A 14,112-nucleotide genomic window follows, 5' to 3' on the forward strand; every position below is an offset into this window, starting at 1 on the left:
ATTTGCGAACACCCAAACTGTTTTCCATTCCCTCTGGTACGTCTTTTCTGTCCGCTTTTGCCAAGGCACTTCTGGACGGACGATTGATCGAAGGCTTTCCGGTTAACCCTTCCGATCCGCTGGCGCTGGCCAATGCCACCATCTATGTGCCGACACGTCGTGCCGCACGCGCGTTGCGCTCTATTCTGGTCGATATGAATCCGGCTAAAAGTGCCATTCTACCGACAATCCGACCGTTGGGTGATGTCGATGAAGACGCCGCCTTCTTCAATGCGGGCAGCACCGGGATTTTCGACCTCAACCCGCCGATTGGCAAGGCAGAGCGGCTGTTGCTGCTGGCGCGTCTCATTCGTCCATGGCGGGAATCCTTACCCGCACATGTACGCGCACTGTTCGGCGTCGACGATGTCTCGGTTCCCGCCACCACGTCTGATGCGATATGGCTGGCACGTGATTTGGCGGGTCTTATGGATCAGGTCGAGACGGATAATGCCGAATGGAGCGAACTTTCAACCATTGCGCCCGAAGACCTTGCCGACTGGTGGCAGGTTACGCTGGGTTTTCTGGATATTGTCACAAAAATCTGGCCGGATATTCTGAGTGAGCGCAAGCTTTCCAATCCGGCCAAGCATCGCAATGAGCTGATATGGAGCGAGGCTAAGCGCTTGCGCGATCATCCACCTGTTGGTCCGGTGATTGCTGCGGGTTCAACCGGCTCAATTCCTGCAACCGCAGAGCTGATTTCTACCATCGCCCACCTGCCGCAAGGGGCGATCGTGCTGCCCGGACTGGATCGTGATCTTGATACGGAAGCATGGAACATGCTGGGCGCTGCGGATGATAATCCGTCGACCTTTGGCCACCCGCAATACGGCCTTTTCAAGCTGCTTCAGGCCGTTGGTATTGCGCGTGATGAGGTCGAGCATCTCGAAAATATGCCGGTTGAGAAGCGCGTGCTGGAACGTTTGGTGAGTGAAGCGCTGCGCCCAGCTGAAACCACCGATCGATGGAGCCTTTTGAGAGACGATGCGGCTCTGCAACCGCAAGCCTTGCGAAAAACGGCAAGCCGGATTGATCTGATCGAGAGCGCCAATGAGCGCGAGGAAGCGCTGGCGGTGGCGCTCGCTCTTCGCGATGCCATCAGCGATGAAAACAAAACCGCGGCTTTGGTGAGCGCAGATCGCAATCTTGCGCGGCGCGTAGTGGGCGAACTGGCCCGTTTTGGCATCGATGCCGATGATTCCGGTGGGCGACATCTGCGCGATATCGAGACCGCAACGCTGCTGCGCCTTATGGTCGAATGCGTGTTCAACCCCGGTGATCCAGTTGCCCTTCTGGCACTGGTCAAACACCCGATGCTCAGGCTCGGCGGCAAGCGTATCGAACGAAGACTTGCGGCAGAAACGCTGGAGCTGGTCGCCTTTCGCGGCGGCACAGGACGCGCGTCAATCATCGACCTGCCTGCATTTTTTGACCGTCGAATGGAAGACAGCGCAAACCAGCCGTGGCAACCGGCATGGCATGCGACCGTTACGCCAGACATGATCGAAGCGGCACGAAATCTTTGCGTCAGCCTTAGCGAAGCCGTTGCACCCCTGGCACCTTTTGCGATCATCAATCGGCGCACGGAAACAACCGAGATCACACGCGCCTCCGTCGAAGCGCTGGAAAATCTGGCCCGCGATGAAGCTGGCAGCGTTACGCGCTATTATTCCGGCGAGCACGGCGAAAAACTCGCCTCGTTTCTGCGGCAATTGCTTTCAAGCGAGGCAGGGCTTGATTTCGAGGCGCTCGAATGGCCGTCTATTCTCGAAGCGTTGATGTCGGGCGAAACGGTAAAACCGCATCCGGGCGGGCATCCGCGTGTGTTCATCTGGGGTGCGCTGGAAGCGCGTCTGCAAACGGTCGATACGGTTGTCGTGGGCGGTTTGAACGAGGGAAGCTGGCCTGCAAAGACGCGCAACGACCCCTTCATGTCGCGGCCGATGAAGGCGATGATTGCGCTTGATCCGCCCGAGCGGCGTACCGGCCTTGCCGCGCATGATTTCCAGATGCTGCTCGGCATGGATCATGTCGTCCTCACGCGAGCACAGCGTTCAGACAATGCACCGACGGTGCCCTCGCGCTGGCTGCAACGGCTTGAAACCGTGCTGGGCGCGGATGTGAGCGCGGATATGCGCGCACGCGGGTCGCGTTTCATCCAATGGGCGCGCGAGATCGATCAGGCGCCTGATGTGGCTTTCGTCAGACGCCCGGAACCCGCCCCGCCTGTCAGAGCGCGGCCAAGGCATTTTTCGGTCACGGAAATCGAGACCCTGCGCCGCGATCCCTATGCGATCTTTGCCAGGAAAATTCTCAAAATCCGTCCGCTTGAGCCATTGATCCGCGATCCGGCAGCGGCAGAGCGCGGCACCTTGTTTCACGATATTCTGGGACATTTTACCCAAGCAGGGGTCGATATTCTGGCAACGGATGCTGGCCACCAGTTGGAAGAAGTCGGGCGAAAACTCTTTGCCGATATGGACCTGCCTATTGAAATCGAGGCCGTGTGGTGGCCACGCTTTACAGCACTCATTCCGCAATTTCTTGAATGGGAGCGCGAGCGGGCTTGGAATATCGAGACACGTTTTGCAGAGATTGCGTCGGCCAAGCGCGAGGTCGAAGGCCTTGGCATAACGCTGTCGGGTCGCGCTGACCGTATCGATCTGATGCGCGACGGCACAGCGGAGGTCATCGACTACAAGACTGGCTCGACACCATCGCCACGTCAGGCGCATGTGCTTTTGTCGCCACAGCTGGCCCTTGAGGCAGCTCTTCTGGTTCGTGGTGCATTCAGCGAACTAGGGGCGGTCAAGGCGTCTGATCTGACGTATGTGAGGCTCAGGGCAGGCGGCGAGGTGCGACCGGAATCGATTTTGAAAGTGGGGCGCCCACTATCTGAAAAGACTGCCGTGGCACTTGGTGAGGAGGCATGGCAACGTCTCACACAATTGCTGAGCGACTATCAGAATCCGGCTAAGGGTTATCTTTCACGGGCGCTTCCCTTTCGTGAAACAGAACTGACCGGTGACTATGATCATCTGGCGCGGGTGCTGGAATGGTCGGCTGGCGGCGACAGCGGCGGGGAGGGCGGAGAATGAAAAAGAAACGCATCATCCCGCAGGAAACGATTGCCGCACAGGCCAATGCTGCCAACCCGAAAGCATCGGTCTGGGTGTCGGCCAATGCCGGTTCTGGTAAGACGCATGTTCTGACCGAGCGCGTCATTCGATTGCTGCTTGAAGGCACTGATCCGTCGAAAATCCTCTGCCTGACCTATACCAAGGCTGCAGCTGCCGTCATGCAGAACCGCGTCTTTGCGCGCCTGTCGGAATGGGCGGTGCTGCCGGATGGTGAACTGACTGAGCGGCTGATCAAGCTTGAAGGTAGGCGTCCGGGGGCGGAGCGGCTTGCCGTGGCACGGCGGCTTTTTGCGCGCGCACTTGAAACACCGGGTGGGCTTAAAATCCAGACCATCCACGCTTTTTGTGAAGCGATCCTGCATCAGTTTCCGCTTGAAGCGAATATAGCCGGTCATTTCGAGATGATGGATGACCTCATGCAGTCAGCCCTTGTCGGTGAAGCGCGGCGCACCCTGCTCGAAACCGCCCATGGCGGCGGCGACGAGGAACTGGCGAGCGCCTTTGCCGATGTCATGCAGGCAGCGGGTGAAATGGGGCTACAAGCGTTGTTGGACGAGGCGGTCAGCCGCCGCAATCCTTTGCAGCACTATCTTTCGGTTCTAGGAGATACATCCGAACGTAACGACGGCTTGCACCGCGCTTTTCGTTTTAGCCCAGATCTGCGTGAAGCCGATCTGATGGCTGAGTTATGGCCGGTGCCGGAATTTTCCGATGATGCGCTTGACCTCATTCTGTCGATCCAGAAGGGTGCGGCCCGTGCGCATGATTTTGCGTTGCAGCTAAAACGCTATGACAAGGTCGGCACCTTGCGTGATAAGGAAGCCGTACTGCGAGCCGCTTTTCTGAAAACCACCGGAGAAGCAAAATCCGGCTCCTATGTGGGGTCGTCGGCGGTCAAAAAGCTGCTGCCGGATTTCGAAGAGTATTTTAATACTGCTGCCGGGCGCGTCGAACAAGGGCTGGACCGTATCAAGGAGCTGCGCCTGATCCGGCTTAATCTGGCAGCACTCACGCTGATCGACAATCTGTTGCAGCGCTATAATGATTTGAAGCGCAAGCGGGGCTTACTTGATTTTGAAGACCTGATCACCCGTACCGTGGCGCTTCTGGCGCGAAACGGGGCCGGGCAATGGGTGCAATATAAGCTCGACCGTGGCATCGATCATATTCTGGTCGATGAAGCGCAGGACACCAGCCCCGACCAGTGGCAGGTTATCCGCATGTTGTCGGAAGAGTTTTTCTCCGGCCTCGGTCAGCGTAATCTAAACCGCACGCTGTTTGCTGTTGGCGATGAGAAGCAGTCGATCTATTCGTTTCAGGGGGCCGTGCCGGAAGATTTCGCAGCGCAGGGCAGAGCGGTCAGTTTGAGAGCCGACGATGCAGAACTCAAATTCGAGCGCGTCAGCCTCAATTTCTCGTTCCGCTCCGCACCCGATGTGCTGCAAGCCGTGGATGAGGTGTTTGCGCGTCCCGACGCCCATCGTGGCCTGTCCGGCGCAACGGTTCATTCCGCGATTCGCGATAATGAGCCGGGTGAGGTGGAAATCTGGGATATGCTGACGCCGGAAGTGGTGGAGGAGCCCGACGACTGGCGGGTGCCGGTCGATCATCTTCAGGCGCCCGCCATAAAACTTGCCGAACAGATTGCAGCAACCATTCGCTACTGGCTTGATCGTGGCGAAACCATACCCGGCCAGAATCGTAAGCTTGCCCCGAAAGATGTCATGGTGTTGGTGCGCAAGCGCGACCAGTTCATGCCAGCGCTTTCGCGGGCGCTCAAAGAACGTCATGTGCCGGTTGCCGGTGCTGACCGTCTCAAACTCACAAGCCACATCGCCATTCAGGACCTGATGGCACTGGGGCGTTTCGTGTTGCAGCCATCGGATGATCTCTCGCTGGCGTCCCTGCTCAAAAGCCCGCTGTTCGGCTGGGATGATGACCGGCTGTTTGCACTCGCCCATCCACGTGGCGCTGGTGAGACGCTGTTCGAGCGGCTTTATCATGCTTCGCTTGAAGAACCTGCGCTCATTGCTACGCACAAGACGCTGAGCCGCTGGCGCAATATGGCGGACACCATGCCGGTCTTCGAGTTTTATACACGTATTTTGAGTGCGGATGGCGCAAGGCGCAAACTTCTGGCGCGATTGGGACCGGAAGCGGGCGATATTATCGACGAGTTCCAGAATTATGCCCTGTCTTTCGAGCGAGCCGGTCTGCCGGGGCTTCAGGCCTTTCTCGAAACGCTTGATGCCTCTTCGCCTGAAATCAAGCGCGAGCTTGATCAGGGGCGCGACGAGGTGCGCATCATGACGGTGCATGCCGCCAAGGGACTTGAGGGTGCCGTGGTGTTCCTGGTCGATCCAGGCAGTGCTGTCTGGACCGGAAGCCGTGCGCCCAAGCTGATCCCGTTTGATTTTGAAAATGACGGACCGCCGGTCAAAGGCTTTTTGTGGCAACCCAATACCGGCTACCAGACCGGCTTTTTATCCGCGCAGATCGAAGGTCTGAAAGCCCGCGCCGAGGAAGAATATCGCCGTCTTCTCTATGTTGGCATGACGCGTGCGGAAGACAGGCTTATCGTCTGCGGCTATCGCGGTTCTCGCGAAAGCGGCGAGACCTGGCACAGGTTGGTCGAGGACGCATTGACGACCAAGGCTGAAACATTTGTGCATCCGGTTTCAGGCGTGGCAGCACGGCGTTATCGGAACACACCGCGCGGTCTTACGGAGATTGACGAGCCGCAAGCGCCTGAAGAAACCAGATTTCCCTCGCTTCCTGCGGAATATTTTGTGCCGATAAAGCCTGAACCAGGTCTGCCGCGCCCGCTTGCGCCTTCCGGGGCGTCTGCACTCATTGAGGTGGATGAGGAACCTCCACTTGATACGCTTTCGCCCGTTCTGGGGGCAGGGGGGGAGACATCGGCCTTCGCTCTTCGGCGTGGCACGGCCATTCACATGCTGTTGCAATATCTGCCGGAAGTGGCAGCAAGCGAGCGTAAAAAGCTGGCACAGGATTATCTCGCCCGAATCGCCGCCGACTGGCCAGCGGACGAAAGGGATAACGCCTGGGCCAGCGTTGAAAGGATTCTCGACGATCCGACATTCGCGCCGGTTTTCGCGCAAGGCTCTCGCGGGGAAGTGGCAATCATGGGTACGATCACTCTTGGCGGAAAAGATCATGCCGTATCAGGTCAGATCGATCGCATCAGCGTCGACGAAACCCGTGTGATGATCGTGGACTACAAGACCAATCGCCCGCCGCCAAAGACTATTGAAGCCGTGCCTTTTGCCTATCGTGCGCAATTGGCACTTTATCGCGAATTGCTTGCCCCCCTTTATCCGGGACGTGACGTGGAGGCGGCATTGCTGTTCACGGAAGGGCCGTTTTTACTGCCCTTGCCTGACGCGATTCTTGGGGATGCTTTATTGACGCTGGAGAACTCTCAAGGAAAGGTGACCAACCAGAACTTGACGGATGGCGGCTGACGCGCCACATGATATAGTCAAATCAGCAGTTTCTCGATGAGTCTTTTGCTTCCAAACAGATATGAGGATAGCCCCATGGCAACCGTTAAGGTCGATAACAGCAATTTTCAGTCGGACGTTCTGCAATCCAGCGAGCCGGTTGTGGTGGATTTCTGGGCTGAATGGTGTGGTCCTTGCAAGATGATCGCCCCGGCTCTGGACGAAATTGCTGCGGAAATGGCTGGTCAGGTCAAGATCGCCAAGGTCAATATTGACGAGAACCCTGAACTGGCAGCCCAGTTCGGCGTGCGTTCGATCCCGACGCTGCTGCTGTTCAAGGATGGCGAGCTTGCCGCCAATATGGTGGGTGCCGCTCCAAAGAGCCGCCTTGCTGACTGGATCAAGGCCTCTGCCGCTTAATTGGCACCGCATTTCTAATAAAAACCCGGCCTTGGTGCCGGGTTTTTTGTGGTCTATGCAGGCGGGGTTCCGTTATCGCGCAAAACCTCGCCCGCAAGATAAAGCGAGCCACCAATCAGGATACGCGGTGGCGTTTCATCGTGCGCCCATGTATCGCGCAGGATTTTCAGCGCATTAGCGACCGAATGCACCGGCTCTGCTGAAATCCCGGCCTTTTGCGCTGCGAGGGCCAGCTCATCATTGCGGATGCCTGCGTCACTGGAAGGAATTGGCACGGTGAAGACGTGGCGTGCCATGCCGGTAAAAGCTTCAAAATAGCCGGTCGGATCTTTTGTATTGATCATGCCAGTAATCAGGAACAAGGGCCGTGTGGAGCGCTCTTCCAGATCGCCGAAAGCCTCGGCAATCACAACGCCCGCGCCCGGGTTATGCCCGCCATCGAGCCATATTTCGGAAGCCTCAGGCGCAAGGTCGAACAGCGCACCATGGGTCAGGCGCTGCATGCGTGCGGGCCAGTCTACGACCATCAGTGCTTTTTCTGCCGCCTTTTCGGTAATTGTGAAGCCTGCCATTTGCACCGCTTCGATCGCGGCTGCGGCATTGGCGAGCTGGTGACGGCCGGTGAGACGTGGCAACGGCAGATCGATCAGCCCGTCCTCGTTCTGGAAAACCATGCGGCCATGCTCCTCGAATGCGAGGAAATCCTGACCATAGATTGAAAGTGGGCAATCAAGCCGGTCGGCGGTGGAAATCAGCACTTCGCGCGCGGCGTCGCTCGGCTGATAACCGATGACCACGGGGCAATCTTTCTTGATGATCCCGGCCTTTTCAGCCGCGATCAGCTCGACCTTGTCGCCAAGATAGGTCTGATGATCGATCGAGATTGGCATGATGAGCGAAACGGCAGGTTCATCGATCACGTTGGTGGCGTCAAAACGCCCGCCAAGGCCTACTTCCATGATAACGACATCGGCGGGATGCTCGGCAAACAGCAAAAAGGCGACAGCGGTCAATATCTCGAAGACAGTGATATGCTGGCCAGCATTGGCGGTTTCCACGCGCTCGATTGCTTTGGCCAGCACATCGTCGGACACGAATTTGCCGCTGCCCGGTGCGGCAAGACGGTAACGCTCATGCCAGTTGACCAGATGCGGCGAAGTGTGGACGTGAACGCCAAAGCCGCTGGCTTCGAGAATGGCGCGGCAGAAGGCAGATGCCGATCCCTTGCCATTGGTCCCGGCAATATGGATGACCGGCGGCAGGTTAAGGTGCGGATTGCCGAGCTTTTCAAGAAGACCGCGAATGCGGTCGAGGGAAAGATCAAAACCTTTGGGATGCAATTGCATCAGCCGTTCGATGACGGCATCCGCTTGTCCTGTCACGATTATGCGGCCTCGCTGTCGGCTTCCGGCGGGATGGGGGCGACTTCATCGCTGTTGGCGGGCTGACGCGTCATGATCTTCAAAAGCCGTGCAATGGTCGATTTCAGTTCAAGGCGCGAAACCACCATATCGACCATGCCATGTTCCATCAGATATTCCGCACTCTGGAACCCTTCGGGCAGTTTTTCGCGGATTGTCTGCTCGATCACGCGCGGACCGGCAAAGCCGATCAGAGCGCCCGGTTCAGCAATATGGATATCGCCCAGCATGGCATAAGAAGCCGTCACACCGCCGGTGGTCGGGTTGGTGAGCACAACGATATAGGGAAGGCCGGCTTCTTTGAGCATCTCCACGGCAACGGTGGTGCGCGGAAGCTGCATCAAGGACAAAATACCCTCCTGCATGCGCGCGCCGCCCGATGCTGCGAACAGAACCAACGGGCGCTTGAGTTCAATTGCCTTTTCAAAGCCCTGAATGATCGCCTCGCCGGCGCCCATACCGAGCGAACCGCCCATGAAACCGAAATCCTGAACGGTTGCGACAATGGGCAGGCCTTCGATGGTGCCAAGCCCGTTGATGATGGCATCGTCCATACCGGTGCGCGAACGATAGTCCTTGAGACGGTCGATATATTTCTTCTCGTCGCGGAATTTCAGCGGATCGGTCGGAACTTTGAGCGTTTCGAGTGTGGTATATTCACCATTGTCGAAGAAGAAGCGCAGACGGTCCTTGCCCTTGATACGCATATGATGTCCGGAACCCGGAATCACGAACTGGTTGCTCTCAAGGTCTTTGTGAAACACCATTTCGCCGGTCGATGGATCCTTGATCCAGAGATTTTCCGGCATTTCACGACGTCCAAGCATCGAATTGAGTTTTGGACGGACGTAATTGGTGATCCAGTTCATAACGTTTGGTTCCGTTTCTTTATTTCGGACGAGCTGGTTAAATGGACTATTTATTGGGCGGCTTCAAGGCGTGTTGCGCGAACGCTTGCAGCCAACGCACCGACAAGCCTTGAAACTGCTGCCACGGGATCGCCTGTCGCGTTGCCATTTTCGTCAAGCTCGCCTGCCACCGCATTGACGATAGCCGTACCCACGACCACACCATCGGCGGCTTCCGCAATGGCTGCTGCCTGCTCCGGCGTTTTGACGCCAAAGCCGACGCAGATCGGCAGATCGGTGCTTTTCTTGATATGGCGCACGGCATCAGCCACCAGCGCTGTGTCGGCAATGGCTGACCCGGTAATCCCGTTCATTGAGACGTAATAAACAAAGCCCGATGAATTATGCAGCACTTTTGGGAGGCGTTTGTCATCTGTCGTGGGCGTCGTGAGGCGGATGAAATTGATGCCCGCTTCGGTGGCCGGAATGCACAATTCCTTGTCCATTTCCGACGGCAGATCAACAATGATCAGGCCATCGATACCGGATTTCTTTGCGTCAACCACAAAGCGCTCGACGCCATAAATATAGATCGGGTTGTAATAGCCCATCAGGACAATAGGGGTGGTATCGTCTTCCGCGCGAAAATCTGCCGCCATTTGCAGGGTTTTCTTCAACGTCTGACCGGCTTCCAGAGATCGTAGACCTGCAGCCTGAATGGCTGGACCATCGGCCATCGGGTCGGAAAACGGCATGCCAAGCTCGATCACGTCAGCCCCTGCTTTGGGTAGGGCCTTCATGACAGCAAGCGATGTCGCATAATCCGGGTCGCCGCCCATGAAATAGGTGACGAGTGCTGGACGTCCTTCGGACTTGAGGTGAGCGAATTTGGTGTCGATGCGTGTGGTCATACTGTGCCTCGTGGCAAAATGCGCGAAAGATAATCGTCGCTGGACAAGCCGGACATTGCGGTCTCGATCCATGCGCGCCGTTCAAAGTCGATGATTCCCAATTCCCACACACAAGCCATCAGCAGAGGCTGTGCAGGTACGAACTTTATTGTGTCGCCGAGTTCGGACTGCCAGAGAATTCGGGTTGCAATACCGCCCTCCACCCACCAGTGCAGAAGCAGCCACAGGCTTTCTTCACCCTGGTGAAGGATGGCAAAGCCTGCGCCGAGATGCGGTGTCTGTTCGAGCTTGCCCGCAACCGCAGCGATTTGCCTGCGGGCAATGCCGACAGCGGCCTCGGCCAAGGGGTTGCCAGGATCGGCTTCAATGATGTTGAGCTTGATTGTCGCCGGACCACACTCCGTCAGCCCGTCGAACCATGCGGCGCGCGGCTTGTAAAACGAAGTGTTGGCAACGGTGTTGCTCATGAAAAACTCAAAGCTCCATGCCGAGCAATTGCCCGACAGTGTGCACGTCCTTGTCGCCACGGCCCGACAGGTTGACGATCATCACCTGATCCTTGCCCATTGTGGGCGCCATTTTGACGGCCTGTGCGATGGCGTGCGCGGATTCAAGCGCCGGGATAATGCCTTCGGTGCGTGTGCAAAGCTGGAAAGCCTCCAGTGCCTCCGTGTCGAGGATCGGCACGTATTCAACGCGGCCCGTATCACGTAGCCATGAATGTTCAGGCCCGACACCGGGATAATCAAGGCCCGCCGAAACCGAATGGCCTTCGAGAATCTGGCCGTCTTCGTCTTGCAGGAGATAAGTGCGGTTGCCATGCAGAACGCCCGGCTTGCCCGCATTCATCGATGCACAATGCTCATCGCCGTCAAGGCCGTGACCGCCTGCTTCGACGCCGACGATCTTCACGGACGAATCGTCAAGGAAAGGGTGAAAAAGGCCAATGGCATTCGAGCCGCCGCCAACGGCTGCCACAATCACATCGGGAAGGCGGCCTTCCTGTTCGAGAATCTGGCTGCGGGCTTCGGTACCGATCACCGACTGGAAATCGCGCACCAGTTCAGGATAAGGATGCGGACCGGCTGCGGTGCCGATCAGGTAATAGGTGTCATCGACATTGGTCACCCAGTCACGCAGCGCCTCGTTCATGGCGTCTTTGAGCGTGCCGTTGCCAGCCGATACTGGTTTCACCTCGGCACCCAGCAGCTTCATGCGAAAAACATTGGGTTTCTGGCGCTCCACATCGGTCGCCCCCATGTAGACGACGCAGGGAAGGCCGAAACGGGCGGCAACGGTTGCCGACGCCACGCCATGCTGTCCGGCACCGGTCTCAGCAATAATGCGCGTCTTGCCCATGCGCTTGGCCAGCAATATCTGGCCGAGGCAATTGTTGATCTTGTGACTGCCAGTATGGTTGAGGTCTTCGCGCTTGAAGTAAATTTTTGCGCCACCCAGATGCTTGGTGAGACCTTCGGCATAATAGAGCTTTGAAGGCCGGCCGGCATAATGGGTCGAGAGATTGGAAAGCTCCGCCTGAAATTCGGGGTCGGTCTTGGCCGTCTCATAGGCATCCTGCAATTCAAGGATCAGCGGCATCAGCGTTTCGGCGACAAAGCGGCCACCAAAAATGCCGAACATGCCTTCTTCATCCGGGCCTGTCTTGTAGGAATTGGGTTCAACCGGCTTGTTCAACGTTCCGCTCCGTTATGGGCAAGCTATTGTCTGGTATCAGCGATAGCCTGGAAAAACTGTTCGATAAGACGCACATCCTTTTCACCGGGCGCGCGTTCCACTCCGGACGATATATCTATGCCCGGTGCCTGCGTCTTTTGCAGCGCCTCGGCGATATTGCCCGCATTCAAACCACCGGAAAGCATGTAATCGACGCATTCGTCAAGCGTGTCGAGCAAGCTCCAGTCAAAGGAAACACCGTTGCCGCCGGGAAGTTCAGCGCCTTTCGGCGGCTTGGCGTCGAATAAAAAGCGGTCGGCAATGCCTTTGTAAGGTTCTATCGCCTGAAGGTCGGATGCCTCGCATATGGCAAAAGCCTTCATGACCGGTAAGCCATAGCGGGCCTTGACGATACGCACGCGCTCCGGCGTTTCGTGTCCGTGCAGTTGCAGCATGTCGGGTCTAACAGAAGCGACGATTGTATCGAGTGTCGCATCATCGGCATCGACGGTGACCGCGACGACCTTGGCCCGGTCTTCTGCAGCCTCTCGCAGGGCGACGGCTTCGGTGATCGTGAGATGACGAGGGCTTTTGGGAAAAAAGATCAAGCCGATACGTGTCGCGCCTGCGTCCAGCGCGGCGTTAACGGCATCGAGCGTTTTCAGCCCGCATATCTTGATATCCAGAACCATGGCGTTTCAGTCGCACAAAACAACGCTCCACTCAAGCGATTCCCGGTTTAGCCGATCGCGTGGCCGGTAAATCCTTGCGCAATCAGGTAATCATACGCTTCCATGACTTTTAGGGGAACCGCTTGCGGGATCTGATAGCCTTTTGCGGGATAATCCAGAATGCGTTCCAGATCGCCAGTCATTTCATGGATCAACATGTCCAGCGGAAAGTCTGCTGTTGGCTGATCCTCAAAAGGGGTCAAAGGCGCGGTCACACGTGCTTTAGCCTGCGGCCATTGCTTGGGGACGGTTGCTTGCACGCGGCGCTGGGTCTGCGGCTTGGTCACAAAAATCGGGCTGACCACTCCAGGCACCATCTTGCAAAGCGAAAAGCGGATATTTTCACCGATATTGGTGGCTTGCGTTTCCAGCACGATGGCCTTTTCCGGCACGCCACGGGCAATCGCTACTCTAGCAAAGGCTTCCGCCTCGCTTGAAGGATAGCGATTTTGGGTAAAGTTACCGCTCTTGCCGCTAAAGATCAGCCATGGTGCCAGACCTTCAAGATAAAGATCGGCAGCGCGTTCGGCTACACGCAGATCGTAACTGCCAAGCCCGACGATGACGTCGCAGGCGGGAACAGGATCGTAAATGCAATGGTAGTCCCACAGCATTTGGGCGGCAGAAAGAATGGAGGGGTTCATGTAAAATCTATAGCCTGTAATGCGCTGCCATTGCGCTTCAGCCATGCTTTGCAGCGTTCGGTATCGGGGCAAAGTTTTTGGCAAAGTTTCCAGAATTCCGGCCCATGGTTCATCTCGATGAGATGCGCCACTTCATGGGCGACGAGATAATTGATGACGGGTGTCGGTGCCATGCCGATGCGCCATGAAAAGGAAAGCACGCCATCTGACGTGCATGATCCCCAGCGGCTCCTGGTGTCTTTGAAGCGGAGCGCCTTGGCCTTGCGTCCAACAGTGGCCGTGTGCCGTGCCACCATGGCTTCGATGTCGCGCTTGACCTCGCGCTTGAGGTAATCAGCAACCCGACGGGGCAGATGAGCGGGGTCGCCATGAACGAGCAAAATATGGCCATCCAGAACATCCACCGTGCCGCGTCCGCTCTGGTGCATGATCAGATGCGGGGTGCCGCGAATGGGGATTTTGACGCCTGCGCGCAGGCCCGGCTGGTCGGGCAGTTTTGCGATCCGGCTCTCGATCCATCCTTCATGCCGGTTGAGAAAGCTTTGCACCTCCCGCTCAGGCAATCCGGGTGGAATAGTGACACGCAAACCCTTGCCGCCCGCCTCGATACGCAGGGTCAGCCGTTTGGCGCGGGGATTCTCAAAAACACGCAATGGCAATTCACGCCCACCGACCGCGTGAATACGCTCGTTGCGGACGGTCGTCGCACCAGTGGAAGCCCCCTTGCCACTGAAATGTCGAAGAAATGAAAGGCCCATCACTAAAGAATAAGCGATTCGCGAAAAAAGCCAGAATAAATTTGGGCACAATGAAAAAC

General features: G+C 57.1%; 11 protein-coding genes. 3 read left to right on the forward strand and 8 right to left on the reverse strand.

Annotated elements, in window-relative coordinates; all coding sequences use genetic code 11:
• Positions 1-2 precede the first annotated feature (2 nt).
• The 3 genes from addB to trxA all read left to right on the forward strand — a co-directional run bounded on the left by addB (position 3) and on the right by trxA (position 7,066).
• Entirely contained in the window at positions 3-3,140 is a 3,138-nt protein-coding gene (addB, locus tag AAIB41_RS09600; RefSeq protein ID WP_343313101.1) for a double-strand break repair protein AddB, read from the forward strand.
• A complete protein-coding gene (gene addA / locus AAIB41_RS09605; RefSeq protein ID WP_343313102.1) occupies positions 3,137-6,667 on the forward strand; it encodes a double-strand break repair helicase AddA in 3,531 nt (1,176 codons plus the stop codon). The genes addB and addA overlap by 4 nt, the downstream gene beginning before the upstream one ends.
• A gap of 75 nt (positions 6,668-6,742) precedes the next feature.
• Positions 6,743-7,066: a thioredoxin gene (gene trxA / locus AAIB41_RS09610; RefSeq protein ID WP_343313103.1), complete on the forward strand. Its 324-nt coding sequence runs from the start codon at positions 6,743-6,745 to the stop codon at positions 7,064-7,066.
• A 53-nt stretch (positions 7,067-7,119) separates the two neighbouring features.
• Here the strand turns inward: trxA and AAIB41_RS09615 are convergent, their stop codons facing one another.
• The 8 genes from AAIB41_RS09615 to AAIB41_RS09650 are packed head-to-tail and all read right to left on the reverse strand — an operon-like array spanning position 7,120 to position 14,053.
• Positions 7,120-8,412, reverse strand: coding sequence for a folylpolyglutamate synthase/dihydrofolate synthase family protein (locus tag AAIB41_RS09615; protein WP_343314727.1), 1,293 nt, complete (start codon positions 8,410-8,412; stop codon positions 7,120-7,122).
• A gap of 38 nt (positions 8,413-8,450) precedes the next feature.
• The gene (accD, locus tag AAIB41_RS09620) at positions 8,451-9,356 is read right to left on the reverse strand and encodes an acetyl-CoA carboxylase, carboxyltransferase subunit beta (protein ID WP_343313104.1); all 906 of its coding nucleotides are present in this window, start codon (positions 9,354-9,356) and stop codon (positions 8,451-8,453) included.
• A gap of 50 nt (positions 9,357-9,406) precedes the next feature.
• The gene (trpA, locus tag AAIB41_RS09625; protein WP_343313105.1) at positions 9,407-10,246 is read right to left on the reverse strand and encodes a tryptophan synthase subunit alpha; all 840 of its coding nucleotides are present in this window, start codon (positions 10,244-10,246) and stop codon (positions 9,407-9,409) included.
• A complete protein-coding gene (locus AAIB41_RS09630; protein WP_343313106.1) occupies positions 10,243-10,713 on the reverse strand; it encodes a hypothetical protein in 471 nt (156 codons plus the stop codon). The genes trpA and AAIB41_RS09630 overlap by 4 nt, the downstream gene beginning before the upstream one ends.
• Positions 10,714-10,720: 7 nt before the next feature.
• The gene (gene trpB / locus AAIB41_RS09635) at positions 10,721-11,941 is read right to left on the reverse strand and encodes a tryptophan synthase subunit beta (protein WP_343313107.1); all 1,221 of its coding nucleotides are present in this window, start codon (positions 11,939-11,941) and stop codon (positions 10,721-10,723) included.
• A 23-nt stretch (positions 11,942-11,964) separates the two neighbouring features.
• Positions 11,965-12,612 (reverse strand): phosphoribosylanthranilate isomerase, encoded by a 648-nt coding sequence (locus AAIB41_RS09640; RefSeq protein ID WP_343313108.1) that lies wholly within the window; start codon positions 12,610-12,612, stop codon positions 11,965-11,967.
• Positions 12,613-12,659: 47 nt separating this feature from the next.
• Positions 12,660-13,295, reverse strand: a complete 636-nt coding sequence (locus AAIB41_RS09645; RefSeq protein WP_343313109.1) for a YdcF family protein — start codon at positions 13,293-13,295, stop codon at positions 12,660-12,662.
• Entirely contained in the window at positions 13,292-14,053 is a 762-nt protein-coding gene (locus tag AAIB41_RS09650) for a M48 family metallopeptidase (RefSeq protein WP_343313110.1), read from the reverse strand. Before AAIB41_RS09650 ends, AAIB41_RS09645 begins: the two co-directional genes overlap by 4 nt.
• Positions 14,054-14,112: the final 59 nt, after the last annotated feature.

This window comes from Brucella sp. BE17 (assembly GCF_039545455.1).
In the GTDB taxonomy this organism is placed as follows: domain Bacteria; phylum Pseudomonadota; class Alphaproteobacteria; order Rhizobiales; family Rhizobiaceae; genus Brucella.

Excerpts from the sequence above, each read along its gene's own strand:
- addA (WP_343313102.1), top strand. The coding sequence starts at position 3,137 with ATGAAAAAGAAACGCATCATCCCGCAGGAAACGATTGCCGCACAGGCC.
- trxA (WP_343313103.1), top strand. The coding sequence starts at position 6,743 with ATGGCAACCGTTAAGGTCGATAACAGCAATTTTCAGTCGGACGTTCTG.
- AAIB41_RS09615 (WP_343314727.1), bottom strand. The coding sequence starts at position 8,412 with ATGCAATTGCATCCCAAAGGTTTTGATCTTTCCCTCGACCGCATTCGC.
- accD (WP_343313104.1), bottom strand. The coding sequence starts at position 9,356 with ATGAACTGGATCACCAATTACGTCCGTCCAAAACTCAATTCGATGCTT.
- trpA (WP_343313105.1), bottom strand. The coding sequence starts at position 10,246 with ATGACCACACGCATCGACACCAAATTCGCTCACCTCAAGTCCGAAGGA.
- AAIB41_RS09630 (WP_343313106.1), bottom strand. The coding sequence starts at position 10,713 with ATGAGCAACACCGTTGCCAACACTTCGTTTTACAAGCCGCGCGCCGCA.
- AAIB41_RS09640 (WP_343313108.1), bottom strand. The coding sequence starts at position 12,612 with ATGGTTCTGGATATCAAGATATGCGGGCTGAAAACGCTCGATGCCGTT.
- AAIB41_RS09645 (WP_343313109.1), bottom strand. The coding sequence starts at position 13,295 with ATGAACCCCTCCATTCTTTCTGCCGCCCAAATGCTGTGGGACTACCAT.
- AAIB41_RS09650 (WP_343313110.1), bottom strand. The coding sequence starts at position 14,053 with ATGGGCCTTTCATTTCTTCGACATTTCAGTGGCAAGGGGGCTTCCACT.